Raw genomic sequence first — 26,114 nt, forward strand, 5'->3', positions numbered from 1 at the left:
CTTTTACTTAAGATAATCAGATAATAGGTAGCAATGACAGTACAATTACTCAATATAGATCAGCCATTGCGGTCACACAAAGTTAGACGAATTTTGCTAGTTGAAGACCATTATCTCAATCGGATGTTACTAAGTGACTATCTAAGTTACTGTGGGTACGATGTCCAAAGCTTATCAGAAGGCTCTGGGTTTTTCTCAACTATAGAGACATTCAAGCCAGACTTAATGTTATTAGACTTGAAATTGCCAGATATTGACGGTTATTCGCTCTTAAAACAAGTCCAGCAAAAACCTGATTTTTCAAAAATACCGATCATTGTAGTTTCAGCCTTTGCTTTTAAAGCAGATCAAGAACTAGCTCTGAGTTTGGGCGCACGTCACTATTTTGTCAAACCTTTAAAACTCAAAGATCTCATTCTTACAATTGAAGAACAGTTTACTTGTTGCCACAGATGAACTTTTCTGCTAGGCGTGTATTTATTCTGCGTTTTGGTTAGCGATGAAATCTTCAACGCGCTCACTAAGAGTTTGTATAGAACTGCCAATATTTGAAATTTTCTGTTGTACTTGCGCTAACAACAAAACTGCTGTTTGCAGTTCATTGAGAGTTTCAGCCATAGCTTCACGATACTGGGCTTCAAATTCTTGCAGATTCATAGTTTGGCTCTTGTGTAAAATTATTATAATACCTATATTCACAATCATAATCCTAAATTTAATTTCCTAAATCCGTTAATTCGCTTAATATTATCAGTTCAATAAAAAAATATAAATATTGTCAATTAATAAAACTTTTATCTGGTATTTACATAAACGATATATAAACACATTCTTTTTTATTAAAAATAAAAACAAACAGCAAATAAAATCAATAAGCAAAATTTTTATCTAACATATAAAATTTTAAATAATCAAGTTAAATCAATTTAAAATCTTAATTATAGATTCAAAAAGCAAAGTTTTTATTTTGACAGTAGTAGCCGATGACTAAGAGGTTGTTTGAAAAGTGGTGACTGAGGTATCCAAAACTTTAGATCCTCCTAAATCCTCCGATAAATTGGAGGACTTTGAGAACGTTATTCCCCCCTTTTTAAGGGGAGCCAGCGCGGTCTTCTCTACGAGACGCTGCGCGATGGGGTCTCCCCAAGTGGAGCGACTGGCGTGGGCTAGGGGGGATCTAGATACAAGCGTAGACTTTTCAAACATCCTCTAAGGTAACAGCTAGACAAACTCTCGTCTGCTTCCAAGTTCTGATGCTTGCAGCAAGTTTTTTGGCAAGCCTCTAGCTTGGAAACCGACGTTCGGGGGATGCTTCTTCGTCGCTAACGCTAAAAGCGTTTCTCCTTCTCCCAAAGGGAGAGGCTAGCGCCAAAATTTTTCTTAAAATAGAGAAAGATTACTTAATTTTGGTTGTGACAATATCTACGCAAATATTACCACTGGTTAAAGAGCCAGAACGACTGGAAAACCGTCTAGCCGAAATTCCACCGGAACCGGGGGTTTATTTCATGCGGGACAGAAGCGATCGCATTATATATATAGGTAAGTCACGTAAGTTGCGATCGCGTGTCCGTTCCTATTTCCGGGATGGCTACAACAAGAGTGAACGCATCGCCACGATGGTCAAGTTGGTGACAGAAATTGAATTCATCGTCACTGATACTGAAGCCGAAGCTTTAGCGCTAGAAGCCAATTTGATCAAGCAGCACCAGCCATACTTTAACGTGCTGCTCAAAGATGATAAAAAATATCCTTATCTCTGCATTACTTGGTCAGAAGATTATCCGCGAATTTTTATTACCCGTAAACGCCAATTCGGTAAAGAAAAGGATAAATTTTACGGCCCTTATACTGATGCTGGTTTATTGCGAGAAATTGTCCGCATCTGTAAGCGTATCTTTCCCCAGCGACAACGACCTCAACCACTTTTTAAAGACCGTCCTTGCTTGAATTATGATTTAGGGCGTTGTCCTGGTGTGTGTCAACAGCTGATTTCACCAGAAGAATATCGCAAAATTGTGCAAAAGGTGGCGATGGTCTTTCAAGGTCGAACCCAGGAACTGATTGATATTTTGACCCAACAGATGAATGCAGCAGCTGAGAACTTGAATTTTGAGTCAGCAGCGCGGATTCGGGATCAAATTTCTGGGTTAAAGTCGCTGACAGCTGACCAAAAAGTTTCCTTACCAGATGATACAGTTTCGCGGGATGCGATCGCACTGGCAGCCGACGAACAGCACGCCTGTATTCAACTATTCCAGATTCGCGCTGGGCAATTGGTAGGACGTTTGGCCTTTGTGGCGGATGCTCATGCAGAACCTGGAGCTATTTTACAACGAGCTTTAGAGGAACATTACCAAACTGCCGACTCCGTGGAAATACCCTTAGAAATTTTGGTACAGCATGATTTACCAGATGGCGAGATATTGGCGGATGTCTTAACTCAACGTAAAGGCAAAAAAGTGACAATTTTGACTCCTTTGCGGCAAACTAAGGCAGAATTAATTGAGATGGTAGAGCGAAATGCTCAGTATGAATTGCAAAGAATGCAAAAACTAGGCGATCGCAATCACCAAGCAATGCAAGATTTAGCTGCCATTCTCGATTTAGCAGATGTACCTCACCGGATCGAAGGTTATGACATTTCCCATATTCAAGGGTCAAATGCTGTAGCTTCGCAAGTCGTATTTATCGACGGATTACCCGCCAAACAGCACTATCGCCACTACAAAATTAAAAATCCCACGGTGACAGCAGGACATTCAGATGATTTTGCTAGTCTTGCTGAAGTCATCCAGCGCCGGTTTCGCAAGTATGGGGAAGATCAGCAATTAACACGTTTGGGTAATCCTGACTGGCCTGATTTAATCATGATTGATGGTGGTAAAGGTCAGTTATCATCAGTTGTCGCCGTTTTGCAAGAGATGAATTTATTAGAAGACTTGCGAGTTGTGAGTTTAGCAAAGCAACGAGAAGAGATTTTTTTACCGGGAGAATCTAAACCCTTGACAACTGATGCAGAACAACCGGGAGTACAGTTATTGCGGCGGCTGCGGGATGAAGCGCATCGGTTTGCAGTGAGTTTCCATCGTCAGCAGCGCAGTGATAAATTGAAGCGATCGCGTTTAGATGAAATTCCTGGCTTGGGACATCATCGACAAAAGCAGCTACTAGGGCATTTTCGTTCAGTTGATTATATTCGGCAAGCCACAACCACACAACTCGCTGAAGTAGCAGGAATTGGGCCGCGTTTGGCTCAAGAAATTTACGATTATTTTCATCCTGCTTGAAGTAACAACTCCTACTCTCACCTTGAAGAGTAGGTGAAAACAGAATTTGGAGAGAACTTTGAGCGGCTTCTGAAGTTCCGAGCAAAGGAAGCCGCTGCTCAGAAGTTTGTTAGTTTTAAGTTTTAATTTAGATTGTCTCACCAAAATTTAATCTCATAAATCTTGTGAGCAAATATTAAAATAATTCGTAATGACGCTCTCTACGAGACGCTGTTCGCGTTCGTAATTTGTAATTAAGTTTTGCAATGGGCATTTTAAGCCCACCGCAAAACTTGCCGAGACTCGACTGAGCGATCGCGGAATGTCTTGTTAGAGACCCCTCAAAAAGGTTAACCAAATCTTAAGATAGAGATTTTGTTACTAAATATACAGTAATTTATCGGTTTTAATTTTTGAATACAAGAACGGCTTTTTTTTAGTCGTCTGAAATGACTATAAACAAGGCTCTCTCAAGGCATTAGTTATAGGGATCAGTAAATCTCTAAACACCATTTAATTAAAAAACAATTTATATATCTAAAGTAGGAGAGTAAAATCACTTAAGTTTTAGGATAATAGACAGAGATAGCTAAAAGTTTTCAAACTTGAAATTTTGTTTAAAATAATCAGTCAATATTACGGCAGTTTGTTAAGTTGGGTCGAACCAGAATTTTTCCTGGTTTAATGTGCAGTTCTACTAAGTAAAAAATAATTACAACCAGAGGTTTTAAAATGCAGACAGTACAAAAGATTTACTGCCCAAATTGTGGTAGTCACGCGGAACGCTATTATATTTTTGAGAGTCAAATAACTCGGACACAATGCCCAAGTTGTGACTACTTGATGATTAGTTGTACTCGCACTGGCAAAGTCATTGAGGCTTATGCCCCAGGAATTCACGCACACCGCTAGATAAAAAAAATTAAAAATTGGAGAAGGTTTTCTCTAATTTTTAATAATAAAGTTATTTATCAGAAATTTTGAATACTTCACAGGTTATTCTTCTGTTGTCTGAGTTCTTGCTGCCGTCTCTGTTCTTGTAATCTAAATTGTTGCTGTTGTCTAATTTGTTGATCTTGTCTGAGTTGTTGATCTTGTATTCTCAATTGTTGCTGTTGTGTAAATTGTTGCTGTTGTAGTCTTGTTTCTTGCTGTTGTAGTCTAAATTGTTGCTGGCGTATTAGTTCTTGCCGTTGTCGTGTAAATTCTTGTTGTTGTATTTTCTGTTGTTGTTGTAGTTGTGGTTGTTGAAGGTTTAGGCGTAGCCATGTTTCCTTCAATTGTTCTTGTGTTTGCTGAGTTCGTTCCTCTTGTTGTTGTCTCATTCTTTCTTGAAAGGACTCAGGTTGCTGAGGAATTGGTTGAATTATTTGCCCATAAGCAGGAGAATTCAGCGGCAAAGCTTTTGCAAGAACAATCACTAGTAGCCATAGTTTAAGCGTCAATGATCGATTCAACATATAGTTATTTGTCATCGGTTGGGTTGAGCGATCGCTTAACCTTAATATAACAATTTCTACCACCGCCTTCTTGCAGCAATTGCGACTAATGTCAAGATATCTGTGAGATTAAAGTAATTAAATTTACTGAGTCCAACAGCTTTAATTCTTACTTGCTCTTAGTTGTCCGCAAGCAGCATCAGCTTCTAAACCACGGGAATAACGGACACTAACAGCAGTATTTTGCTGGTTGAGGACGTTGACAAACGCTTGAATGCGATCGCGGTTGGGGCGTTTGTAGTCTACTTCTTGGATGGGATTGTAGGGAATCAAATTTACATGACTTTGGAATCCTCGCAGGCATTTTGAAAGTTCCAATGCGTGTTGTGGTAAATCGTTAACACCAGCAAGGAGAACATATTCAAAAGTAACCCGGCGGCCAGTGATTTCCACATATTCCCGACATTCAGCCAATAAATCTTCGAGAGGATAGGCGCGGGCGCTGGGAATGAGTTTTTCTCGTAGTGCTTGGTTGGGTGCATGGAGACTCACAGCCAGAGTGACTTGCAAATTGTTTTGCGCGAACTGACGGATGCGATCGCGAATACCCACTGTAGAAACTGTAAGCGATCGCTGCCCAATACCGACATCTTGATTCAGGCATTTCAGGGCTGCTAGGACATTCTCCGTATTTAACAATGGTTCACCCAGTCCCATAAACACCACATTGCTAACCCGTTGCTGAAAATCTTCTTGCACAGTCAACACCTGATCGATAATTTCGTGCCGTGCTAGGTTACGTTTGTAGCCTCCTTTACCAGTAGCGCAGAAATCACACGCCATTGGGCAACCCACCTGAGTAGAGACGCAAACTGTCAAACGGGCTTTTGGGCCTTCTCCCCTTTCTGCGAAGGTGGGGATGCCTACAGTTTCAATAATTTGCCCGTCTGTTAATCGTAAAAGATATTTGACTGTAGCATCGGGAGCCTCAGAGCGGTAATGTAAAATTGAGCGCCCAATGGGGATTTCTGCTACTTCTTTCCGCCATTGCTTGGAGAAGACAGAAATATCAGCTAGCGATCGCACCCCTTTGTCATAGATCCATTCATGCAGTTGCTTTCCTCTGTAAGCAGGTTGTCCTTGTTGCTGCACCCAAGTAGTTAACTCCGCCAGAGAAGCACCTAGAAGGGGAGGGATTAATTCTGATTTTTCTGAGTTGAAGTCAACCTGAGATACAAGAGGCGTAGCAGACATAAAAAAATCACGAGTTGATGTTGGATCTCTATACTACACCTGCTAGATCGAGTTAGTCTTGACCAAAGAATATGGTTAATTAACCAAAGGTTGTACCGTTCCAGCCCCACATTGCACCCTTTGCGTCTGCAAACTCTATATAAATGCGATTTTTCGCCACGCCTAGAGTTTGGTTAATCTGCTGGCAAAAGTCTTGACTCATTGCTGCGGTTTGATCTGGCTTCATCGTACCAACGCTCTTAATTTCAATGTAGCAAACTGGGTCTGTATTCCCGGCAAAAGTCATGGGAATTCCTGGTTCAAAAGCAGTCATTACATAAGATTCTGGTTTTCCCAAATGTTGCGCTAACTTGGCTGATAAGTTTAAAAGCATGGACTCAATTTCAGCTTTTTGAGGAGCAGATGCAGAAGTTTGCACTTTAATTAATGGCATAGTAATGAATTGGAATTTGGAATTTTATTGACATTGTTAAGTTTATCGAAATGCAGAGGTATAGAGTACAAAGATTAGGGAGTGGGGAGAAGAGGGGGATAAGGAGAATAAATAACCAATGCCCAATGCCTAGCAATTAGTTATGAGATGAGCGAAATAGGTGATTATGTTCGGGATGATATAAACGCGATCGCCCTGTTGTTGTCGAGAGGGCTGGACTGATTATATAAAGTGTAGTGCGAATTAGTTTTTCTTGATGAGTGCAGTCTGCCATTTGATTTAGAGGGACAACCCTGATTTTTTCATCGGGCCAGCCGATGCGAAAGCAAATCGCAATCAGGGTTTCGGCTGGATAGTGTTCGAGTAGTTTAGCTTGAGCATTTTCGACGTGACGCGCACTGAGATATAGGCAGAGACTAGCCTGATGTGCCGCCAGAGAGGCTAATTCTTCTGTGGCGGGGACTTCTGTACGTCCACTAATGCGTGTCAAAATAATGGTTTGGACTAAACCAGGAACAGTTAGTTCGATTTTAAGTTTGGCAGCAGCGGCTTGAAAGGCGCTGATACCGGGTATGACTTCAAAAGGAATATTTGCCTCTCTTAGGAGGTGCATTTGCTCGTGGATGGCGCTGTAGAGACTAGGATCGCCAGAATGGAGACGGACTAGAGATTTGTGCTGCGATCGCACCCTATCGATCATAATCAGCAAAATCTCTTCTAAAGTTTGATTCGCAGTTCTAATTATCTCCGCATCATTTCGACAAAGTTCTAAAATCTCTTCGGGTACTAAAGAATCAGCATATAAAATTACATCAGCAACAGCCAGTAGTTTCTGCGCCTTCACCGTTAATAAATCAGGATCTCCAGGGCCTGCTCCCACAATATACACAGATGGTTCTACAGCATATAGTGTTTTTTTATCCTTCAGGTTCTCTGTATATTCACCTTTAAAAGAACACACGGCAATCCCTCAAAAAATTTTTTGGCAAATTCTTCAGTATCTTTCCGGATTCACCCTCTTTCCCTAGTAGAGAGTAATGGTAGATGCACCCTGGTTAAGCCCTAGAGAATACTCTGGGGCATTTTTTATTTTTGGGCATTGGGTATGGGGCATTGACCATTGAATATTTAATTATGCTCTCCTCCACATCCCCCTTATCCCCCTCATCCCTACTCCCTCATCTGCCACTCTCCCCATTTCCCTTAGGAGTTGGAACTACATCGGGTAAAGGGCGTTTGAGTAAGTAAAGCCAAGCTAATCCGACTAATCCCAATAAAATTCCTAGACTACTTACTACTTGTGCCATTTTTAACGGCCCCAGCATTAAGCTATCAGTGCGAAAGCCTTCGATCCATAAGCGTCCTAAGCTGTAGGCTGGCCAGTAAACTAGAAACAGTGTGCCTACCTTCAGGCGTGGCTTACCGGATAAAGACCGGAAAAACAATGTTATTAGTAGCGTAAACACCATTAAATCCCACAGAGATTCGTAGAGAAAGGTGGGATGAAAGTAATCGAAACTAACATAGTCTAGAGGACGATGGTCTGGTGGAATATAAAGTTTCCAGGGTAAATCAGTGGGATCGCCAAAAGCTTCCGAATTAAAGAAATTGCCCCAACGTCCGATCGCCTGCCCTAAAATCAGCGAAGGTGCAACTAAATCTGCCAGTTGCCAGAAAGAAACTTGCTTGATTTTGGCAAAGATTAACGCAGCCAAAACGCCACCAAGAATTGCGCCGTGAATGGCAATACCTCCTTCCCAGATCGCAAAGATTTTTCCTGGAGTTGGGGCATATTTTGGCCATTCAAAGAAAACGTAATATAGTCGTGCGCCAGGAATTGCCCCAATCAACAACCAAAAAAACAAATCCCCTAGCAACTCAGGATTAACATTACGGCGCTTTGCCAAATGCTGGGAAAGGATGACGCCAATTAACACTGCTGTGGCAATCAACAAGCCATACCAACGGATACTTAGTGGCCCTATTTTCACCAGAATCGGTCCTGGAGAAGTAAATTGAAATGCCAAGGGCAAGGTGGAAAAATCCAGTGCCATGAAAAATTACCTAGAAAAGTTCGTTAACTACTCGCGCACTTTGCTAAGTACGGAGTTTCTTGTGTCTTGAATACTATAACTACACTTGAATCTTCCACAACATTGTGGGGACATAGGTAAAAATCCAGTATTCATACGCCTAGTTGAGCATAACTTGTGCCACTAAAACAATTGAGTTTACCATCCTTACCCAGAGCGCAAGATGGTAGATTTGAGTAGGTTACACAAAACGGTTTCGATATAATCACCTAAACAACTTTGATATATTTAAAATTGTGATTGCTATTTATCCTGGTAGCTTCGACCCCATCACCTTGGGACACCTTGATCTCATCGGGCGCGGTAGTCGGCTGTTTGAGCGGGTGATTGTCGCTGTACTGCGGAACCCTAACAAAATGCCACTTTTTAGTGTAGAGCAACGGCTAGATCAGATCAGTCATTCTACACAACATCTACCTAATGTAGAAGTAGACAGCTTTGATGGTCTTACCGTCAACTATGCCCAAATGCGACAAGCACAAGTTTTGATCCGGGGTTTACGGGCTGTGTCAGATTTTGAAGTGGAACTGCAAATGGCTCACACCAACAAAACTCTTTCTACTCAAATAGAAACAGTTTTTCTCGCAACCTCAAATGAGTATAGTTTTTTAAGTAGTAGTGTGGTAAAAGAGATTGCAAGGTTTGGTGGCTCTATCGATCATCTCGTTCCTCCACACATTGCTCTAGATATATACCAATGCTACAATCAGAAATCTCCAATGTTGAATCCAATCTCAACGGAAGCAATTCCCCCCCTGAAGAGTATCTCGGTGGAGAGGGAAGCATAGATATTCAGCAGGAACTCAACCGCCTAGAGGAAATGGTTCTCTCTAGTCTCAGGATTCCGCTGACGGGACGCACGCTCATAGATGAAGAAAAGCTGCTGGATCAGCTTGATTACATCCGGCTAGCTTTACCATCGCTTTTTCAAGAAGCAGCAGCAGTTCTCGACCAAAAGGACGAAATTCTGCTGGAAGCCGAAGAGTATGGGCAGCAGGTTGTTGAGGCTGCACAAGCAAAAAGAGCGCAAATTTTAGCTGAAAGCGATATTATTCACCAGGCAGAACAAGAAGCTGAACAACTGCGGCGACAAGTGCAACAAGAGTGTGAGGGAATAATGCAAGAAACCCTCGCCGATATTGACCGCAAGCGGTATGCTTGTCAGCAAGAGTTAGAGCTGATGCGACAAACTGCGATCGCTCACGCTCAAGAAATTGAAGATGGTGCTGATGCTTATGCTGATGGCATCCTAGAAAATATTGAGCAGGATCTCAAAGAGATGTTGCGAATTATCACCAACGGACGCCAACAATTGCAAATTGATAACCTCACTCAGCGCAATTCACCTCCTGGCAAAAAAAGATAGAGGTTCTAACGAGAGATGAGGAAAAATTATCGGTTGGGTTTCGCTATTGCTTAACCCAACAATTTTCATTAAGGAAGAATTTTAGGGAATCTACCTACTAATAGATTTAAAATTTTAGCTTGTAATTAAGCAGGATTTTTAATAAATGCTCACTTTTGCTCAAGTTAACTTTGGATTAAATATACCTGGTTTAATTGGAATTATTTATTTGCTTTGGGCAATTATTTACTTAATTTTAACAGTAGCTTGGCTATCCCAACGTGGAACCAGGCTTAGAGGTTGGGCTTTATCGCTTTACATTATCCAACTTATATTTACGCCAATTATAATGTTGTTAAGTGGAGCAATCTTGTATTATCAAGGTTGGCGTTTAGATCCAGTTCTTCAATTTGAGCAATTTTTATTGTTGCTATTAATTCTTTACCTGAGCATCAAAGGTGTTGTAATTAATGCAGTTTACAGAGATAGGTGATTTTAGTATGGGATAATTTGATTAAAAATAATAATATTTGTGTTTAAAACTCATAAAAATGGGTACTGGGAAAAGTACATAATCCCTAATAAATCCCTAGTCCCCAGTCAATAATCTCCAGTATCCTTCACTGCGATCGCGATTGGTTAATTCGCTTTTTTAATTCGGCTTCAATTTCTTCATCTGTGGTAAAAATCACTTTTGGACGTTGCTCTAATCTATCCATTAGAATGTGGAAAGCTTCTACATCTTTGGGATAGTAGCGAACGCAGTCTCGCAACTCTTCATTAGTCATCGCTTGGTAGTTAGAATCTGTCATGGAAACCTTTAGGGTAGATTTCTATTTGTATTGTGTCTCTAACTAGCATATATATGCGCTTTGTCCTCTCATCTAGGCGCACTACGTTTATCGATTGAAGCAGATTGCTTGCTCTTACTGATATCCGATAATACGCTTCCAGATGCTCTGATGTCGGTTCCAATTCCACCTTCTTATTTCATTTTCAAGGTTTTAATGGCTGGCTTTTGATTTCCTCTCAGCAGATAATTACAAAGTATATGTAAAATCATTTACCAACATACCGGGAACTAAACTACCTCCTAGTTGGCGACTTTCATAAGTTCCGACTTCGGGAATGAATTCCTGAAAAGTCGTTAAATCTACTAGGTTTTCTCCCCAGAAGCGATAAAGACTTTCATCAAAACGTAAGTTTTCAATCGGGGCAATAATTTCTCCATTTTCTACCCAAAAACAAGCATAGCGGGTCATACCTGTGATTCTACCAGTGTGGCGATCGCTCCAATTCAAGTAATGCAAATTTGATACATATAATCCTATATCTAAACTCGGAAGAATCTGCTCAAATACTAAATTTCCCGGACTCACTTCTGGCGCTCGTAAAGTTTCTGAACCATTAGCACCGTTGGCAATTTTTTGATATTCCTTAGCAGTCCGAGAATTCACCAAAGTATTTATCAAATGTCCTTTTTCTATTATAGGTAACTCTGGTGCTGCTATTTCTCCCAATTCATTAAATCGTGGTACTAATCCCCGTTGAAAGTTTTCTTTTAAACTAAATGCAGTCGAAAGTTGTTTTTCTTGACGCCATAGAGATGCTAAAGAACTGTTTCCTTGCTGAATATCAGCTTCACTCACAGCTCCCCAAGAAAGCATTACTAATAAATCTGCAACAGCAGCAGGTGCAAAATAAGTTTTGTATTGTCCCCGTGGCAGTTCTTTAGTTGGGTGAGCAAGCAATTCTAGTTGTTTTTTGGCGTCGCTAATTTTGGCTATATATGTAGATTCATCCCAATTACTCCCAGCAAATGTACCCTTAACAGCTTGCCCAGATGTGGAAAATAGAGAATAATCTAATGTAAAAGAATCAGTCGCAAACCAGTGTTTTTGACCACTAGAATCCCCATAAGCTTTAATTACTACTCCCCCTGCATATATCCCTGTAAAATCCAATTCAGCAACTAGTTCTAGCACAGTTGGTACTACTGCCTCAGCCGCCAATAAATTCCCAGAATGTATCTCTCTACTGGTATTATTTCCTGATGGCAGAACTAGATATGGATCGATGGGTAGTAGAAGAAGTTCGTCACGTAGTTCCTGTAAAAAAGTATATGTTAACTGCCAGTCTACCTGCCAATTTCCAGTAAAGGGAAACTGCCGAACACTGGTGCGCTGCTCTTTCATCAAAGTTAGTTCTATCCAACCATCAGCGACACAACCAGTTTGTCGCACTTTAGCATGATTAAAACGAGTAAATTGACTTATTTCACTGCTGAGTCTCACAGTGAATTGTTCATCTTCTGCTTTTTTGATCAGCAGACTTTCAATCAGTCGATTAAAGCTGACTTCTAACGCAGATAATTCCTCAATTTTCATGGATATTAAATATTAATAGGGAGTAGGGAGTGGGGAGTGGGGTAAATGTGGGGAGGGTAAGACGCAGGGACACGGAGAATGAAAATGTCTCCGCGTCCCCATATCCTTGCGTCCCCGTGTCCTCTTCAAGTTCCTCCACCAAAAACTTCGACATTAGCAAATACACAAACAGGTGAACCATGTCCTACCCAAATGGCCTGATTTGGTTCTCCTTTGCCACAATAAGGAGTACCATACATTTGCCAGTTTGTGGCATCTCCGACTTTAATTAAACTATGCCAAAATTCTGGTGTTGTGGCGCGATAGTTAGGATTGCGGAGGGTTTTGGTGAATTTACCATTTTCAATTAATTTAGCGTACTCACAACCAAATTGGAATTTGTAGCGGCGATCGTCAATTGACCAAGAACGGTTAGATTCCATGTAAACGCCGTGTTCTATGCCGCTAATAATGTCTTCAAAAGTGCCGTTTAGAGGTTCTAAATTCAAGTTACCCATGCGATCGATCGCTGGTCGATTCCATGAGGAAGCACGGGCACAGGCAACTCCTGCTACACCTGCTCTTGCTTGACTCTCCAGACTGCCTAAACCCCGTTGGAGTACACCTTCTTTAACCAAATACTCCCGTGTTGCTACAGCTCCCGTATCATCAAAACCATAACTAGCAAATTCACCAGGTACGGTAGGATCAAAGGTAATGTTCATCAGTGGCGAACCATAAGCTAGGTTGCCAAAATCACTTTTATTAACGAAACTGCCCCCAGCATAGTTACGCTCATCTCCCAAAATTCGGTCAATTTCTAGGGGATGCCCGACACTTTCATGGATTTGCAGCATCATTTGATCTGGGGCTAAAACTAAATTGGTACGGGTGGTTGGGCATTCCTCTGCTGTCAAGAGTTCTATTGCTTGTTCGCCTATTTGCCGTACCCGATGCCATAAGTCTTCTTGTTTTAAGAGTTCGAGTCCGCCTTGATAACAGTTTGCTTGCGAGCCGTTGTCGCTGCGCTGCTGTACAACCGCTCCATCTTGGGCAGTGACTCCGTAATTAGTGCCTATAGATAGTATTTTTTGATAGACTTCTGAGCCGTTGCTGCTAACAAACCAAGACTCTCTCTCAGTGGTGCTGGCACTGGCTATAGTTTGCACAATTTTGTCGTTAACTTTGAGCCTTTGGCAAATGTGAACCAGTAAATCGTTGATTTCTCCTGGACTCAGAGCATCCAATGGCTCAATAAATGGAGATTTATATTCACCGACGACTTTAGGGCGCTCACTTTCACGGAAGGGATGTATCCACCATTCACTGGCTGCTAGTGCCTGTTTATAGGCTGTTTGGGCAGCGGTTTGAAGGGAAGACAGTTCTAGAGAGTTAGTAGCTGCATAACCCAGACAGCCATTGACCAAAACTTCCAGCATGGCTCCGACAGTGAAGGATTTGCCGTTTAGTTGGGGTAAGGCATCACGAACTGAACGGATAGTAGAAGTCTCCTTTACGGCTCTAATACCAATCCAATCAGCGGGAATATCGAAACTAGCGATCGCTTTTTTAAGTTCAGACCACATAATTTAAGAAATTGGGAATTGGGCATTGGGCATTGGGCATTGGGCATTGGGAAGAATTCAATCTTAGTCCCCAGTCCCCTCTAATTCCGATGCCAGCGCGTGCCATCACGGCTATCAATTAGCGTAATACCTTCTGCTTGAAGTTCGTCACGAATGCGATCGCTTTCGGCAAAATTCTTGGCTTTACGTGCTTCTTGCCTTTGCTGAATTTTAGCCTCAATTTCCGCATCGCTTAAAGCATTACTCGTATGAGTTTCAGCTTCTATCTCCGCTTCTAAACCTAAAACTCCCGCCAATGTGACGAGAGTTTGCCATTGACGCTGTAACTCCTCTGGTGATGTTTGTGTTTTCCCTTCATGCACAAGAATGTTTCCCTCACGGCGCAGTTCTTTGGCTAATTCAAACAGCACTGTTAATCCACCGGGAAAATTAAAGTCGTTATTTACACTTTCTTGGAAGCGTTCAACATCTGAATTTTGGATTTTAAATTTTGGATTTTGGATTAGGGAATTTTCCGCCTCTTCTACTTCCCAGCCTAGTTTTTTGCCGTATTGGTAGCCAAAAAGTAAACCTTCTTTAATGGTATGCCAACCATTAGTAGCTGCGGCGATCGCTTCATCGGTAAAATCTATGGGTGTACGATATTGAGCGGTCAATACAAACAACCGCACTGCCATCGGGTCAACTCCTCGATCCAGCAATTCTCGAATAGTGGTAAAGTTGCCCAAAGATTTGGACATTTTTTCACCATCTACCTTCACCATGCCGTTATGCAACCAGTAACGCGCTAAGGGTTTTCCTGTCACAGCCTCAGATTGGGCAATTTCGTTTTCGTGATGGGGAAAAATTAAGTCAGCACCACCAGCATGAATATCTATGGTATCACCCAAGCGATCGCGCACCATTGCCGAGCATTCAATGTGCCACCCCGGACGACCTGCGCCCCAAGGTGATTCCCAAGAGGGTTCTCCCGGTTTTGCTGCCTTCCATAAAGCAAAATCAGAAGGATCTTTCTTTTTTTGGTACTCTGGATCTTCTACGTTGACGCCGCAGCTACGCCCGTCGTAGACATCGCTTTTCCCAGCTTGCATATCTTCTAACTTGCGTCCCGAAAGCTTGCCATACTCAGCAAACTGCCGTACTGCATAATACACATCGCCGTCAGCAGGATAAGCAAAACCTTTATTTTCCAACTCATGAATTAACCGCTGAATGCCATTCATCGTGTGGGTAGCGCGGGGATACTCATCAGCTTCTTTGATCCCCAATCGTGCCATATCCTCAAAATATGCTTTGATAAAGCGATCGGCTACAGCTTCCATTGATGAATGTTCAACACAAGCTCGATTCAGAATCTTGTCATCAATATCGGTAAAATTTTGGATATATCGCACTTCATAGCCGATAAACTGGAGGTATCGGCGTACTACGTCCCAAACGATGCAAGCTCTAGCATGACCCAAATGGCAGTAGTCGTACACCGTCACGCCGCAGTAATACATCTTAACCTTGCCTGCTTCGACTGTTTCAAACGGTTCTTGACGACGGGTGAGAGTATTGTAAAGGGTTAGGGTCATAACAGAAGTAATGCTGAAATAAGGAGATACGTAATAATAGGGTAAAGCAGCTGGGATGACAGTCCAGCATCCCTATGCTAGTGTTTTCTGGACTATCTGCGCTACATTACTATTTTTTGACTATTTGATAACAGCGCTATGCAATCAGCAGTTACACCCGAATCTTCCGCAATGGATACGCCCAAACAAGGAATGCCAGTAACAATTATTACGGGTTTCCTCGGTAGTGGCAAGACGACTTTACTCAATCATATCCTCAACAACCAACAGGGTTTGAAAACGGCTGTTCTCGTGAATGAATTTGGCGAAATTGGCATCGACAACGAGCTAATTGTTTCCACTGGTGAGAACATGGTGGAGCTAAATAATGGTTGTATTTGCTGCACTATTAATAATGATTTAGTAGATGCAGTTTACAAGGTTTTAGAACGCCAAGAAAATCTAGATTATCTAGTAGTGGAAACAACAGGATTGGCAGATCCGCTACCAGTAGCTTTAACATTCTTGGGCACAGAGTTGCGAGATTTAACCCGCTTGGATTCGATTATTACCGTGGTAGACGCGGCGAATTACAGCCTAGATTTATTTAACTCTGAGGCAGCATACAGCCAGATTGCTTATGGTGATGTAATTGTGCTGAACAAAGCAGATTTGGTTGATGAAGCCACTTTGAATGAGTTAGAAAGAAAAATTAACGAAGTTAAGGAAGGAGCAAGAATTATTCGCGCTACGCGATCGCAAGTGCCACTACCGTTAATTCTCAGTGTTGGTCTGTTTGAGTCTGATAAATATTTTGACACAGTGGTGGATGAACACGACCATCACGATCACGATCATCATGATGATCATGATCACTCAACCTGCGGTCACGATCATCACGACCATGACCACGATCACCACGAGCATCACCATCATTCTGACCATTTAGAAAATGATGGTTTTACTTCCATCTCTTTCCAAAGTGACAAGCCTTTTTCTATTAGGAAGTTTCAGTATTTCTTAGATAACCAGTTACCCTCAAATATCTTCCGAGCGAAGGGTATTATGTGGTTTGATGAAAGTCCAAAGCGTCATATTTTCCACCTTTGCGGTAAACGCTTTACCTTGGATGATGATGAATGGCAAGGTCAATTGAAAAACCAGCTAGTGCTGATTGGTCAAAATTTAGATCGTGAGGCTTTAATTACTCAACTCGAAAACTGTATTTGTCTACCTTCAACCTCTCGCGGTAAAGGTTTTGGGAAATAAAAGTTAGGAGTTACTCATTCCCAGGTAGAACCTGGGAATGCATTCCCAATGGCTCCGCCATCGATTTTGAGCAATGGAAATGAGATAATAGCGTAGGCGTAGCCCGTCGTAATTTAGTTTGCGGTTTAAGAATGCGATCGCTCTAAAATTGAAACGTTGATGAACCTTTAGATTAAAATGCGCGTTGTTATCCAGCGAGTCAAATCATCTCAAGTTACAGTTAACGGTGAAATTGTCGGCAAAGTTGGGCGGGGGCTAAATTTGCTCGTGGGTATTGCTAATACCGACACTGATGCTGAAATCGACTGGATGGTGCGTAAGTGCTTAGAATTGCGGCTGTTTCCTGACGAGAAAGGAAACGACCGTTGGCAAAAATCTGTACAAGAAATTGGCGGTGAGTTGTTGGTAGTCAGTCAGTTTACGCTTTACGGTGACTGTCGCAAAGGTCGCCGTCCTTCTTTTGACCGTTCAGCCACTCCGCAGTCAGCAGCAGATTTGTATAATCGTTTTGTTACCAAATTAAGAGCTAGCGGGTTGCAAGTGGAAACAGGTCAATTTGGTGCAATAATGCAAGTTACAATTGAAAACGATGGCCCTGTAACTTTGTTACTTGAAAAAGAAGCAATTTAAGTATATACACTAAAAAGATGAATAACAGTAGCCTCTAGACCGTGGTGTTCTAATTGATGAGAGAATATTAAATTAACCATCACAAAAGTTTAAATTCATTCATCATGACGAAAATTCAGTTTTCTAAAGGTCTTGACGAAGAAGTCACTCCAGAGGTACGCTTGACGCGATCGCGCAGTGGTGACAGTGGCACAGCGACATTTATTTTTACGAATCCGAAAATTTTAGATCAAGGTAGCACCGAAGATATTACCGGGATGTACCTGATTGACGAAGAAGGAGAGATAATTACCCGTGAAGTTAAGGCTAAATTTGTCAACGGGAAACCGGAAGCATTAGAAGCACTTTACGTAATGAAATCTGTCCAAGAATGGGAGCGCTTTATGCGCTTCATGGAACGGTATGCAGAAGAAAACGATTTGGGACTGAGCAAAAATGAGGCATAGGGCATAGGGTATGGGGCATGGGGCAAAACAGTTCCGAGTTCTGAGTAAATAAGTAAGATTCCCCACTCAGTACGGGCTAAACCCTAGCTATCCGCTAACAGTACTCAGCACTTCTGAAGGGCATGGGGCATTGGGCATAAGTAATTGTTTTCATGTCCAATGTACTATTTCCCATGACAAATGAGTCGTTATCAAAAGTTGAAAGCTTAAGCTATGATACAACAACCCCACCCAGACTCGCCTAGAATTACGGTAACTTGTGCTGTGGTTACTGTCAGCGATACACGCACTTTTGAAACAGACAAAAGTGGGCAGCTAATTCAGCAGTTACTCCTTGCTGCTAACCATGCTATAGGAGTGTACAGAATTATTAAAGATGAACCAACACAAATTCAAGGGCAGATAGAAAATCTGGGTAAAAGCTCAAATTTGGATGCTGTAATTTTCAGTGGTGGTACAGGTATTGCACCAAGAGATACCACCTATGATGCTATTGAGAAGTTACTGGAGAAAACCTTACCGGGATTTGGTGAGTTATTTCGTTTTTTAAGTTATCAAGAGATTGGTTCGCGGGCGATCGCTTCTCGCGCTGTTGCTGGTGTTTATCAAGATAAATTAATCTTCTCGCTTCCTGGTTCCAGTAATGCTGTGCGACTAGCGATGGAAAAATTGATCTTACCCGAACTCACTCACTTAGTAAGTCAGGTTTGTAAGGGGTGAAATAAGCAGCTGTTCAGACAGTTCCCATAAGAACTTTTATGAGGCACTGAAATCATCCCTTCTGTTCTTACATCTTGAAGCTATCTAGAATTATAGTCAAACGGATAAAATTGTTAATATCAGGTCAGCAATGGAGCCTATTTACTGGAATTGCATGATTGCTCACGGCATCACTGCATTTTCATACTTTGGTATCCCCATAGTAATAGGGGTTATCTTTGCCAAAACTAAGGCAACTATCCCTTCTCAGTTTTGGCTAACCTTTTTCTTATCAGGTGGGTTCGTACTATTTTGCGGATTTCATCATTTTCTGGTGATCTTTGAGCCATATATGGCAGTATCTCTGCTGCACTTAGGCGTACTCGACATAATGGCATTTATTTCCTTGTCTGCTTTACTCTACATGATGCCAACCGCTGATCAAATTGTAGAGGCGATCGCTAGATATGAAGAAGATACCCGCGAACTTCAACGCAGCCAGCAGATACAACAGCTGTTCCTAGATCAGGGCCCCTTTGGAGCCTATATCAAAGATGAGCAATCTAGAATGCTCTACTACAACCAGGAGTTACAGTCTAGATTTTCGGTAAATCCACAAGAATGGTTGGGAAAAACAGATAGTGAATTCTTGCCAGATCCAGAAGAGGGGCGGCGGGTAATGGAAAACGATCAAGTCGTTTTGAAAACTCTACGCCCCTTAAAGCTGATTGAAGAGGCAAAAAGACCTGGTAACGATCAGCCGTCCTACTGGCTATCGTTTAAGTTTCCGTTTAGCGATTACGCAACGGGTGCTAACCGCATCGGTGGGATCAGTATCGAGATTACAGAATCCATAGAAGCACAGCGATCGCTCACTGAGCTAAATCGGCAACTACAAGAAAAAACGCTGCAATTAGAGGCAAAAACACAGGAACTTATATATCTCTCAGATATGGCGGATATGCTTTATTCCTGCGAGTCTGAAGATGAGGTGTATCAAGTCGTCGCTTTCACCTGTTCCAAGCTGTTTCCTAATATGAGTGGTTGTATCTATATAATTGCTAATTCCAAGAATTATGTTCAGATGAATAGTTTTTGGGGAGGTGAAAGAAACAGTAAAGAAATATTTTCGCAATCTGAGTGTTGGGCATTGCGGAGAGGGAAATTAAACCTTTTATCGCCTGGTGACTCAGGACTGATGTGTAGCCACTTAATACAGCCTGTTAGGGGCACACATTTGTGTGTTCCATTCTTTGGACAAGGCGAAGTAGTTGGGGTTTTACACATCTATGCGCTTGCAGAAATCAGTCCAGAAGATCAACAAATTACTGAGATTATTGCTAGAACATTAGGCATTGCACTGAATAATCTATCGATAAAACAACGTCTAACCTATGATAATTTGCGCGATGGGATGACCCAACTATTCAATCAAAACTATATGCAAAGCATAACGGAACAGAGGTTAGCGGAAGCTGAACGGTCGGGACAACCTCTTAGTGTTATTTTCCTTGATATCGATAACTTCAAATCTTACAACTCGCGTTATGGGCATCTGACTGCCAATATTGTTCTCCAGGCATTAGCAAAGCTGCTGTTAAAATCTGTTCGCTCTTTTGACATTGCTTGCAGATGGGGTGGTGAAGAATTTGTGATTGTGATGCCTAATATGACACTGGAAACGCTCAGAAAGCGAGTAGAACAACTAAGAATAGATATTGAACAAATGCAATTGAAGGACGGCGATCAGATCATCGAAAGCATCACCGCTTCTTTTGGAATAGCTGTATCAGAACCAGGTATTACGGTTAAGGATTTGCTGAATCGGGCAAATCAAGCAATGCTTGAGGCAAAGCGAAAAGGGAAGAATCGGGTTATGGAGTATGTAAATACCTATAATTAATTTAGGAGGCGGGAGGCAGGAGTAACCCACGTTTAAAAGTGTGGGATTAAAGCAAGGACACTTCAAATAAAAAAACAACTCCCTGAAGATGTGGGAGTTGTCATTTTGTATTCGAGTAGTTTTTAAAAGATTCAGAATGGAGCGATTGCTAGACAAATAGTAGCCAAAATAGCAGCGATTATATAAAACACTCCAACCACTTGCAATTCTGACCAGCCAGTAAGTTCCAAATGATGGTGTAAAGGTGCCATTTTAAAGAGGCGCTTGCCTTTGCCATCAGGGCCCTTTGTGGCTTTGTAATAACTTACCTGTGCCATCACCGAAAGGGTTTCTACGAAGAAGATACCACTGAGAATAAACAGACCTACTAAGGTGTTTGTCAATAGTGCTACAGCAGCTAAAGCTCCTCCCAGGGCTAAAGAACCAGTATCTCCCATGAAAACGCGGGCTGGGTTACGGTTATGGGCTAAGAAACCTAAGCACCCGCCACTTAAAGCAGCACAGAAAACCATCAACCCTGGTGCTGTAGGTGCGACTAAAGCACCTAATGCCAAAAGTGCGATCGCTACTGTTCCTGCTGCCAAGCCATCAATACCATCTGTTAAATTAGTCGCATTACTTTCTGCAACTAGTACAAAACCTGCTAACGGCCAAAAGAGAAATCCTAAGGGTAGTGTGAAGCTAACCCAAGGTAAAGCAATATTTGTAATATTAGAAGGTTGATTAAACATCAGCCATAGACAAAACACAGCCGCAAAACTTACCTGCAAAGCTAGTTTTGTTCGGGGAGATATACCTTTATTTGATTTACGGCGCAGAATTTGCCAATCGTCGAGCCAGCCAATCAATCCATAGCTGATTGTCAATGCCGAAACCGCAAGCACCTCTTTCGCAAAGCCAGACAATATACAGGCAATTATCACACCTACAGGTATAAAAAATACACCGCCCATTGTGGGAGTGCCTGCCTTTTTTAGATGAGCTTGGGGCCCATCTTCGCGAATTATTTGTCCAGTTTTAAGTGCTTGAAGTAAAGGTATTACCCAATAGCCCACCGCACCTGAACCCAACGCACACAACAGTAGTGGCAGGGTTAACGACATACTTTGCCACGGTAGCCGATTGGCCATCGAATCCAAGAAAAATGCTGTTGTACCTAGCCCTACGGCTAATAAAGAGGCTAGAGCGATTCCAGAAATGTTTAATCCTTGCTCAGGAGATAATTTAGCGTCCACAGAAGTTTCCCTTCACTCCACACTTATAAAACTGAATACCAGGAACTACGGATACCACCAAGTCCCTAACCTGAAAAGGCTAATTCTCAGCGATTCCCATACCGTCATCATCATCGAGGTCGTAGCCAATGCCATCTTCTACACCCATTAAGGAGTCTATTCCTTCTTCGTCATCTTGAAAATCCGATTCGTGAACGTCACGCACAATGATCCGGCCATTGGTTTGTATCCAATCCCACAAAGAAGACTCTGGCTTTAAGGGGATGACATCGGCTCGTTGGTTATGGGGTTCTTCACGTAATGGAGAGTTCAACATATCGAGTCAGGACAAGAAAAGGTTTACGTAAGTTGACATTTAGAGTCTATCACCTGACACGGATTAATTTAGTTATCTTTTCAACCCTTTAGTTGATAAATCCGCATTCCGATGGAAATTTTTTATTTAATAAGCATAAGGCTTAAGTCAAGTGATTCTTAGTAATTTTTGTGGCTCTACATATATGTCATGAATATCTTGTTTATGCTGATGGAAAGTGAGTGATTTTTGAGGTGACAGGCGATGATGGGAAAAGCGGCTCTTATCGATGCGATCGCACTTACTAATCGCGGTCTACTGGCGACCCCAGCACAGAAACAGTCTATCTTAGCAGCGATCGCCAATTTAGAAGACTTTAATCCTACACCCCGTCCGGTGGAAGCTACTAATTTGCTAGATGGCAATTGGCGATTACTATACACCACTAGCAAGGCTCTTTTAAACTTAGATCGTCTACCTTTTTGCAAACTGGGTCAAATCTATCAGTGTATCCGGGTAGAGACTACAAGTGTTTACAACATAGCTGAGATTTATGGCTTACCTTATTTGTCAGGATTAGTCAGCATTGCTGCTAAATTTGAGCCAGTTTCAGATCGGCGTGTCCAAGTGAAATTCGAGCGTTCTATTATCGGCTTACAACGTTTAATAGAATACAATTCTCCGGTAACTTTTATCCAACAAATTGAAGCAGGTAGAAAATTTCCCGGAATTGATATTGCAGTAAACAGTGATAAACAGCAAGGCTGGTTAGATATCACTTATATAGATAACGATCTGCGGATAGGCAGAGGTAACGAGGGTAGTGTGTTCATATTGAGTAAAACATAAGTTGGTGCAAAAATACTATTTGCGAACGAAGGTACGCTATAACGTGTGCCTTGTCAAGTAGGGTCTAATACAGTTTTAAATTTGGGATGTGATATGGGCTGAGGAGTGAGGAGATGAGAGGATACGAATAAATAATATTCAATCCCCAATGCCCATTACCCCTTATCCCCAGAGGGGGCCCCACCTTCCCCAATGCCCAATCCCCAATTCAGACAAATAACTTAACAAAGACTCTGACTGCGACCTTCAGGTTGTAGAGTGAAATCAATTAGCCCTCTAGATTGGCGATTGATAACTAAAAGGGAAAATAATCATGGTTCAACGTGGTTCTAAAGTACGTATTCTCCGCCCTGAATCCTACTGGTTTCAGGATCTTGGAACTGTGGCTTCCATTGACCAAAGCGGCATCAAATACCCTGTAATTGTCCGCTTTGAAAAGGTCAATTACTCTGGTATAAATACCAACAACTTCGCCCAGGATGAATTAGTCGAGGTTGAAGCACCAAAGGCTAAAGCACCGAAAAAATAGCAGCAAAGCTATAAGGGGGTTGTTTGATGCGATGATGAAGGGTAGTCTTAAGTCTGAAGTATGAAATCTGAAACTTTCAGTTTATTCATGCTTCGTCCTAGCCTACCCTAATCTACGAGAAGCCGCCCTGCGGGTATTTACGGGTTCTTTTGGGTAGTAATACGAGCCACCTACGGCTATGTAAGTTACTATCCGATCTTTTCTTTATTTAACCCCCAAGTACATCAAAATTGTCTGCTTAATCATCTGAATGCCTGAACTGCCTGAAGTTGAAACAGTCCGAAAGGGTCTAAATCAATTGACTCTTAACCAAGAAATTACGGGTGGAGATGTGTTGCTCGATCGCACCATCGCCTACCCGTTTTCTGTAGGTGAGTTTGTTGATGGAATTGAAAAAAGTGCGTACCCCGGAGGGGTTGGCGCAACCATCGCTACTTGGCATCGTCGCGGTAAATATCTCCTCGCTGAATTCTCCTCATCTTCCCCTTCATCAACCGGCTGGCTAGGGGTTCATCTGCGAATGACCGGTCAGCTGCTATGGCTGCATCGAGATGAACCATTACACAAGCACACACGGGTTAGATTATTCTTTGGGGATCAGCAGGAATTACGCTTTGTGGATCAGCGTACCTTCGGTAAAATATGGTGGGTTCCGCCTGGTGTTGCTGTAGAAAGTATTATGACTGGTTTGGCAAAACTGGCAGTAGACCCATTTTCACCGGAATTCACTGTTGAGTATCTAGCAAGCAAACTCCAAAACCGCCGCCGTCCGATTAAAACTGCGCTACTAGATCAATCGGTGGTGGCAGGATTAGGTAACATTTATGCCGATGAAGCATTGTTTAAGAGTGGAATTTTACCTGAAACCCTGTGCATAGATTTGCAGCTAAAGCAAATTGAACGTTTACGAACAGCCATAATTCAAGTGTTAGAAACCAGCATTGAGGCTGGTGGTACGACATTTAGTAATTTCCTAAATGTCAAAGGTACTAACGGCAATTATGGTGGTGTAGCCTGGGTTTATAACCGCGCTGGAGAACCCTGTCGAGTTTGTGGTACAGCAATTCAACGGATTAGGTTAGCTGGGCGATCAAGTCATTTTTGTTCCCAGTGTCAAACGTTACGGGGAGTTAGGAGTTAGTGTCGGGTGTGTTACAGCAGTTTTTTGTTTAATTTAACCCACCTACTTAGGAGTTTTTACTTCTAACTCGGAACTCTCTTAAAATGCAGATAGATAAAACAAGTTACAAATTTGAGAGAGGAATTCATGGCAGTCAAGAAAGGAGATATGGTTCGCGCTGTGCGCGAGAAACTAGAAAATAGTCTGGAGGCAAAAGCCAGTGATACTCGCTTTCCTTCTTATTTGTTTGAAACCAAGGGCGAAATTGTAGATGTCAAAGGTGATTACGCCCTGATTAAGTTTGGGAAAGTGCCAACACCTAATATTTGGTTACGTGTGGATCAACTCGAAGAGTTTAAATAATAAATTCTGAATTCAGGAGTCAGATTTCAGAATTTATTCTGATTCCTGAATTCTTGTTGATAAAAATCGCATCTTAAATTGAAGTTGTCTGTCGGTTGGGATGCAGTGGAATTGAGAGTGTTTTGGAATTGACACTCAGTGATGAAAAAAGAAAGACTTTGCATCCTTCGGCTCAATCTGTGCGTCAAAATATTGAGCGATCGCAGGAAATTTTGGGTAACAAAATAATTTGTAATTTGTAAAAATAGCAGCAAAAGTAAAAGGCAGTAGGTTTTAATCCCGCTGCCTTATTTGTTATTCCGAAATTTATTACCCTATAAATCAAATCGGCAAAACCTCTCTCCAAACCTCTCCCCTAGAAGGGAAAGGCTTGGAATTTTCCTAGGAGGCGGCTGGGGGGTTGAGTTCCGCGTTAGCGGCGAGAATCCTGATCTGCGGGGTCGCCGTAGGGGTCTTCGCTGGCTGGGCGGACGTCACCAAACTCCCCTGTGTCTGCGGGGTCGCCGTAAGGGTCTTCACTAGCTGGGCGAACGTTGCCGTAAGACGCGATATCTGCGGGGTCGCCATAAGGGTCTTCACTGGCTGGGCTGACGTTGCCGTAAGATGCCGGGTCTGCGGGATCGCCGTAGGGATCTTCGCTGGCTGGACGGACATTGCGATCGCGCAATTTGGCATCTTCTTCAGCTTGCTCGCTGTTCGACCCCAAAAGCAAATCTTTCGCCTTTCGGAAAAATTCATCTACCATAATCTGTCTCCTGATTTAAGTTCGTGTTTCCGACGTGCGCGATCGGCGTTATCCTCCGGGAAACCCGCTTTAGATTTACACACGCTTCGCTGCTCTAGAGTGCCGGAGCTGCGGATGAAGTTATACCAGTGAGATCGCGACCTGTGGCACTCCGGTTATAGCCTTGGAATTCCCGATACTTTTGTGCTTCAGATTCTGGTACTCGAATTCCTTCTGCTGGTGCTGTTACCCAGTGAGCGCGATGTTCAGCATCACGGTAGTATACACGCCCGTTCTTAGAAAGATAGTATTTACCTTGCGCTCCTTCTTGCGAAGCATTTTTATGCTGGTTGTAGAGATAATAAAGTCCAGCGGCTCCCGCCAAAAGCGCTACTTTTTGCCCTGTACCCAATCCTTTCTTAGCTTCGGGTTGGTTTGTGCGATCGCTCACTGTTCTACCAGCGGTATCATCCACTGGTGGTGGCACATTAGCTTTTTGAGAACCGCCTCCGCAGCTACTCAGCAAGGGCACCATTAGCAATGCCGAAAGCAGCACTGCAAATAGACGCGAAACTATTTTACGTTCTTTATATATTGTATTCATTGGATTTCGTTCTCACCTGTATTTGCTAAAAGCCTTACTGTTGCAAAAACAAAGTTGGAATTCCTGTTATTTCGCTGGGAATTGAAAAAACATTTACCACTCAATTT

Annotated in this window: 30 protein-coding genes; 15 read left to right on the top strand and 15 right to left on the bottom strand. The window is 42.3% G+C overall.

Annotated elements, in window-relative coordinates; all coding sequences use genetic code 11:
* The first annotated feature begins 33 nt into the window (after positions 1–33).
* On the top strand, positions 34–456 hold the full coding sequence (locus V7K62_RS00325; protein ID WP_334860592.1) for a response regulator: 423 nt from the start codon (positions 34–36) through the stop codon (positions 454–456).
* Between the two features lie 21 nt (positions 457–477).
* Here V7K62_RS00325 and V7K62_RS00330 read toward each other — a convergent pair whose 3' ends face one another.
* Positions 478–657, bottom strand: a complete 180-nt coding sequence (locus V7K62_RS00330; RefSeq protein ID WP_334860594.1) for a hypothetical protein — start codon at positions 655–657, stop codon at positions 478–480.
* Positions 658–1,412: 755 nt separating this feature from the next.
* On the opposite strand from V7K62_RS00330, the gene uvrC reads away from it, so the two are divergent.
* Both uvrC and V7K62_RS00340 read left to right on the top strand, forming a co-directional pair.
* A complete protein-coding gene (uvrC, locus tag V7K62_RS00335) occupies positions 1,413–3,290 on the top strand; it encodes an excinuclease ABC subunit UvrC (RefSeq protein WP_334860596.1) in 1,878 nt (625 codons plus the stop codon).
* Between the two features lie 711 nt (positions 3,291–4,001).
* Complete coding sequence (locus V7K62_RS00340) at positions 4,002–4,181, top strand: replication restart DNA helicase PriA (protein ID WP_334860598.1); 180 nt, start codon at positions 4,002–4,004, stop codon at positions 4,179–4,181.
* 77 nt (positions 4,182–4,258) lie between these two features.
* On the opposite strand, the gene V7K62_RS00345 is transcribed toward V7K62_RS00340, so the two are convergent.
* The 5 genes from V7K62_RS00345 to lgt all read right to left on the bottom strand — a co-directional run bounded on the left by V7K62_RS00345 (position 4,259) and on the right by lgt (position 8,449).
* Positions 4,259–4,792 carry a hypothetical protein gene (locus V7K62_RS00345; RefSeq protein WP_334860600.1) on the bottom strand — a complete coding sequence of 178 codons (534 nt, stop codon included), beginning with the start codon at positions 4,790–4,792 and terminating at the stop codon, positions 4,259–4,261.
* A 78-nt stretch (positions 4,793–4,870) separates the two neighbouring features.
* Positions 4,871–5,962: a 23S rRNA (adenine(2503)-C(2))-methyltransferase RlmN gene (gene rlmN / locus V7K62_RS00350; RefSeq protein WP_334860602.1), complete on the bottom strand. Its 1,092-nt coding sequence runs from the start codon at positions 5,960–5,962 to the stop codon at positions 4,871–4,873.
* Between the two features lie 79 nt (positions 5,963–6,041).
* Positions 6,042–6,395 carry a phenylpyruvate tautomerase MIF-related protein gene (locus V7K62_RS00355; RefSeq protein ID WP_334860604.1) on the bottom strand — a complete coding sequence of 118 codons (354 nt, stop codon included), beginning with the start codon at positions 6,393–6,395 and terminating at the stop codon, positions 6,042–6,044.
* A 136-nt stretch (positions 6,396–6,531) separates the two neighbouring features.
* Complete coding sequence (cobM, locus tag V7K62_RS00360) at positions 6,532–7,356, bottom strand: precorrin-4 C(11)-methyltransferase (RefSeq protein ID WP_334860606.1); 825 nt, start codon at positions 7,354–7,356, stop codon at positions 6,532–6,534.
* 217 nt (positions 7,357–7,573) lie between these two features.
* Positions 7,574–8,449: a prolipoprotein diacylglyceryl transferase gene (gene lgt, locus V7K62_RS00365; RefSeq protein ID WP_334860608.1), complete on the bottom strand. Its 876-nt coding sequence runs from the start codon at positions 8,447–8,449 to the stop codon at positions 7,574–7,576.
* A gap of 275 nt (positions 8,450–8,724) precedes the next feature.
* Between lgt and coaD the strand changes: the two genes are divergently transcribed.
* From coaD to V7K62_RS00380, 3 genes are all read left to right on the top strand, one after another.
* A complete protein-coding gene (gene coaD / locus V7K62_RS00370; RefSeq protein ID WP_334860610.1) occupies positions 8,725–9,276 on the top strand; it encodes a pantetheine-phosphate adenylyltransferase in 552 nt (183 codons plus the stop codon).
* The gene (locus V7K62_RS00375) at positions 9,186–9,854 is read left to right on the top strand and encodes a DivIVA domain-containing protein (RefSeq protein ID WP_334860612.1); all 669 of its coding nucleotides are present in this window, start codon (positions 9,186–9,188) and stop codon (positions 9,852–9,854) included. The genes coaD and V7K62_RS00375 overlap by 91 nt, the downstream gene beginning before the upstream one ends.
* Positions 9,855–9,999: 145 nt before the next feature.
* Complete coding sequence (locus tag V7K62_RS00380) at positions 10,000–10,326, top strand: Ycf66 family protein (protein WP_334860614.1); 327 nt, start codon at positions 10,000–10,002, stop codon at positions 10,324–10,326.
* A 127-nt stretch (positions 10,327–10,453) separates the two neighbouring features.
* On the opposite strand, the gene V7K62_RS00385 is transcribed toward V7K62_RS00380, so the two are convergent.
* From V7K62_RS00385 to cysS, 5 genes are all read right to left on the bottom strand, one after another.
* Positions 10,454–10,645, bottom strand: a complete 192-nt coding sequence (locus V7K62_RS00385) for a DUF6887 family protein (protein WP_334860616.1) — start codon at positions 10,643–10,645, stop codon at positions 10,454–10,456.
* On the bottom strand, positions 10,632–10,814 hold the full coding sequence (locus V7K62_RS31435) for a DUF6888 family protein (RefSeq protein WP_442937199.1): 183 nt from the start codon (positions 10,812–10,814) through the stop codon (positions 10,632–10,634). The genes V7K62_RS00385 and V7K62_RS31435 overlap by 14 nt, the downstream gene beginning before the upstream one ends.
* 59 nt (positions 10,815–10,873) lie before the next feature.
* Complete coding sequence (locus V7K62_RS00390) at positions 10,874–12,220, bottom strand: TldD/PmbA family protein (protein ID WP_334860618.1); 1,347 nt, start codon at positions 12,218–12,220, stop codon at positions 10,874–10,876.
* A 125-nt stretch (positions 12,221–12,345) separates the two neighbouring features.
* Positions 12,346–13,785, bottom strand: coding sequence for a TldD/PmbA family protein (locus V7K62_RS00395; RefSeq protein WP_334860620.1), 1,440 nt, complete (start codon positions 13,783–13,785; stop codon positions 12,346–12,348).
* A gap of 80 nt (positions 13,786–13,865) precedes the next feature.
* The gene (gene cysS, locus V7K62_RS00400) at positions 13,866–15,362 is read right to left on the bottom strand and encodes a cysteine--tRNA ligase (RefSeq protein WP_334860622.1); all 1,497 of its coding nucleotides are present in this window, start codon (positions 15,360–15,362) and stop codon (positions 13,866–13,868) included.
* 138 nt (positions 15,363–15,500) lie between these two features.
* Here cysS and V7K62_RS00405 point away from each other — a divergent pair, with 138 nt between their 5' ends.
* The 5 genes from V7K62_RS00405 to V7K62_RS00425 all read left to right on the top strand — a co-directional run bounded on the left by V7K62_RS00405 (position 15,501) and on the right by V7K62_RS00425 (position 20,288).
* Complete coding sequence (locus V7K62_RS00405) at positions 15,501–16,610, top strand: CobW family GTP-binding protein (RefSeq protein ID WP_334860624.1); 1,110 nt, start codon at positions 15,501–15,503, stop codon at positions 16,608–16,610.
* A 177-nt stretch (positions 16,611–16,787) separates the two neighbouring features.
* Complete coding sequence (gene dtd, locus V7K62_RS00410; RefSeq protein ID WP_334860626.1) at positions 16,788–17,240, top strand: D-aminoacyl-tRNA deacylase; 453 nt, start codon at positions 16,788–16,790, stop codon at positions 17,238–17,240.
* Positions 17,241–17,344: 104 nt separating this feature from the next.
* Positions 17,345–17,686 carry a photosystem II reaction center protein Psb28 gene (psb28, locus tag V7K62_RS00415; protein WP_334860628.1) on the top strand — a complete coding sequence of 114 codons (342 nt, stop codon included), beginning with the start codon at positions 17,345–17,347 and terminating at the stop codon, positions 17,684–17,686.
* Between the two features lie 213 nt (positions 17,687–17,899).
* Positions 17,900–18,406, top strand: a complete 507-nt coding sequence (locus tag V7K62_RS00420) for a MogA/MoaB family molybdenum cofactor biosynthesis protein (RefSeq protein ID WP_334860630.1) — start codon at positions 17,900–17,902, stop codon at positions 18,404–18,406.
* 130 nt (positions 18,407–18,536) lie between these two features.
* Positions 18,537–20,288, top strand: coding sequence for a diguanylate cyclase domain-containing protein (locus tag V7K62_RS00425; protein WP_334860632.1), 1,752 nt, complete (start codon positions 18,537–18,539; stop codon positions 20,286–20,288).
* Positions 20,289–20,419: 131 nt separating this feature from the next.
* Here V7K62_RS00425 and mraY read toward each other — a convergent pair whose 3' ends face one another.
* Positions 20,420–21,523, bottom strand: coding sequence for a phospho-N-acetylmuramoyl-pentapeptide-transferase (gene mraY / locus V7K62_RS00430; protein WP_334860634.1), 1,104 nt, complete (start codon positions 21,521–21,523; stop codon positions 20,420–20,422).
* A 79-nt stretch (positions 21,524–21,602) separates the two neighbouring features.
* A complete protein-coding gene (locus tag V7K62_RS00435) occupies positions 21,603–21,839 on the bottom strand; it encodes a DUF3134 domain-containing protein (protein WP_334860636.1) in 237 nt (78 codons plus the stop codon).
* 243 nt (positions 21,840–22,082) lie between these two features.
* On the opposite strand from V7K62_RS00435, the gene V7K62_RS00440 reads away from it, so the two are divergent.
* The 4 genes from V7K62_RS00440 to V7K62_RS00455 all read left to right on the top strand — a co-directional run bounded on the left by V7K62_RS00440 (position 22,083) and on the right by V7K62_RS00455 (position 24,679).
* Positions 22,083–22,667 carry a PAP/fibrillin family protein gene (locus V7K62_RS00440; RefSeq protein WP_334860638.1) on the top strand — a complete coding sequence of 195 codons (585 nt, stop codon included), beginning with the start codon at positions 22,083–22,085 and terminating at the stop codon, positions 22,665–22,667.
* A 313-nt stretch (positions 22,668–22,980) separates the two neighbouring features.
* On the top strand, positions 22,981–23,196 hold the full coding sequence (locus tag V7K62_RS00445; protein ID WP_094349537.1) for a photosystem I reaction center subunit IV: 216 nt from the start codon (positions 22,981–22,983) through the stop codon (positions 23,194–23,196).
* 250 nt (positions 23,197–23,446) lie between these two features.
* Positions 23,447–24,337 carry a DNA-formamidopyrimidine glycosylase gene (locus V7K62_RS00450; protein ID WP_334860640.1) on the top strand — a complete coding sequence of 297 codons (891 nt, stop codon included), beginning with the start codon at positions 23,447–23,449 and terminating at the stop codon, positions 24,335–24,337.
* Between the two features lie 126 nt (positions 24,338–24,463).
* On the top strand, positions 24,464–24,679 hold the full coding sequence (locus V7K62_RS00455) for an NAD(P)H-quinone oxidoreductase subunit O (RefSeq protein ID WP_229550829.1): 216 nt from the start codon (positions 24,464–24,466) through the stop codon (positions 24,677–24,679).
* A 412-nt stretch (positions 24,680–25,091) separates the two neighbouring features.
* Here the strand turns inward: V7K62_RS00455 and V7K62_RS00465 are convergent, their stop codons facing one another.
* Positions 25,092–25,424: a translation initiation factor gene (locus V7K62_RS00465; RefSeq protein ID WP_334860642.1), complete on the bottom strand. Its 333-nt coding sequence runs from the start codon at positions 25,422–25,424 to the stop codon at positions 25,092–25,094.
* 94 nt (positions 25,425–25,518) lie between these two features.
* On the bottom strand, positions 25,519–26,007 hold the full coding sequence (locus tag V7K62_RS00470; RefSeq protein ID WP_334860644.1) for a hypothetical protein: 489 nt from the start codon (positions 26,005–26,007) through the stop codon (positions 25,519–25,521).
* Positions 26,008–26,114: the final 107 nt, after the last annotated feature.

This window comes from Nostoc sp., from assembly GCF_036917935.1.
GTDB lineage: Bacteria > Cyanobacteriota > Cyanobacteriia > Cyanobacteriales > Nostocaceae > Nostoc.

What these genes read in the sequence shown, in the direction of transcription:
- V7K62_RS00355 (WP_334860604.1), bottom strand. Translation starts at nt 6,395, where the DNA reads ATGCCATTAATTAAAGTGCAAACTTCTGCATCTGCTCCTCAAAAAGCT.
- V7K62_RS00330 (WP_334860594.1), bottom strand. Translation starts at nt 657, where the DNA reads ATGAATCTGCAAGAATTTGAAGCCCAGTATCGTGAAGCTATGGCTGAA.
- V7K62_RS00445 (WP_094349537.1), top strand. Translation starts at nt 22,981, where the DNA reads ATGGTTCAACGTGGTTCTAAAGTACGTATTCTCCGCCCTGAATCCTAC.
- V7K62_RS00385 (WP_334860616.1), bottom strand. Translation starts at nt 10,645, where the DNA reads ATGACAGATTCTAACTACCAAGCGATGACTAATGAAGAGTTGCGAGAC.
- V7K62_RS00325 (WP_334860592.1), top strand. Translation starts at nt 34, where the DNA reads ATGACAGTACAATTACTCAATATAGATCAGCCATTGCGGTCACACAAA.
- V7K62_RS00440 (WP_334860638.1), top strand. Translation starts at nt 22,083, where the DNA reads ATGATGGGAAAAGCGGCTCTTATCGATGCGATCGCACTTACTAATCGC.
- V7K62_RS00465 (WP_334860642.1), bottom strand. Translation starts at nt 25,424, where the DNA reads ATGGTAGATGAATTTTTCCGAAAGGCGAAAGATTTGCTTTTGGGGTCG.
- V7K62_RS00395 (WP_334860620.1), bottom strand. Translation starts at nt 13,785, where the DNA reads ATGTGGTCTGAACTTAAAAAAGCGATCGCTAGTTTCGATATTCCCGCT.
- V7K62_RS00470 (WP_334860644.1), bottom strand. Translation starts at nt 26,007, where the DNA reads ATGAATACAATATATAAAGAACGTAAAATAGTTTCGCGTCTATTTGCA.
- dtd (WP_334860626.1), top strand. Translation starts at nt 16,788, where the DNA reads ATGCGCGTTGTTATCCAGCGAGTCAAATCATCTCAAGTTACAGTTAAC.
- V7K62_RS00405 (WP_334860624.1), top strand. Translation starts at nt 15,501, where the DNA reads ATGCAATCAGCAGTTACACCCGAATCTTCCGCAATGGATACGCCCAAA.
- V7K62_RS00455 (WP_229550829.1), top strand. Translation starts at nt 24,464, where the DNA reads ATGGCAGTCAAGAAAGGAGATATGGTTCGCGCTGTGCGCGAGAAACTA.
- V7K62_RS00435 (WP_334860636.1), bottom strand. Translation starts at nt 21,839, where the DNA reads ATGTTGAACTCTCCATTACGTGAAGAACCCCATAACCAACGAGCCGAT.
- cysS (WP_334860622.1), bottom strand. Translation starts at nt 15,362, where the DNA reads ATGACCCTAACCCTTTACAATACTCTCACCCGTCGTCAAGAACCGTTT.
- rlmN (WP_334860602.1), bottom strand. Translation starts at nt 5,962, where the DNA reads ATGTCTGCTACGCCTCTTGTATCTCAGGTTGACTTCAACTCAGAAAAA.
- V7K62_RS00375 (WP_334860612.1), top strand. Translation starts at nt 9,186, where the DNA reads ATGCTACAATCAGAAATCTCCAATGTTGAATCCAATCTCAACGGAAGC.
- V7K62_RS00450 (WP_334860640.1), top strand. Translation starts at nt 23,447, where the DNA reads ATGCCTGAACTGCCTGAAGTTGAAACAGTCCGAAAGGGTCTAAATCAA.
- psb28 (WP_334860628.1), top strand. Translation starts at nt 17,345, where the DNA reads ATGACGAAAATTCAGTTTTCTAAAGGTCTTGACGAAGAAGTCACTCCA.
- V7K62_RS00390 (WP_334860618.1), bottom strand. Translation starts at nt 12,220, where the DNA reads ATGAAAATTGAGGAATTATCTGCGTTAGAAGTCAGCTTTAATCGACTG.
- V7K62_RS00380 (WP_334860614.1), top strand. Translation starts at nt 10,000, where the DNA reads ATGCTCACTTTTGCTCAAGTTAACTTTGGATTAAATATACCTGGTTTA.
- V7K62_RS00420 (WP_334860630.1), top strand. Translation starts at nt 17,900, where the DNA reads ATGATACAACAACCCCACCCAGACTCGCCTAGAATTACGGTAACTTGT.
- V7K62_RS00425 (WP_334860632.1), top strand. Translation starts at nt 18,537, where the DNA reads ATGGAGCCTATTTACTGGAATTGCATGATTGCTCACGGCATCACTGCA.
- lgt (WP_334860608.1), bottom strand. Translation starts at nt 8,449, where the DNA reads ATGGCACTGGATTTTTCCACCTTGCCCTTGGCATTTCAATTTACTTCT.
- V7K62_RS00340 (WP_334860598.1), top strand. Translation starts at nt 4,002, where the DNA reads ATGCAGACAGTACAAAAGATTTACTGCCCAAATTGTGGTAGTCACGCG.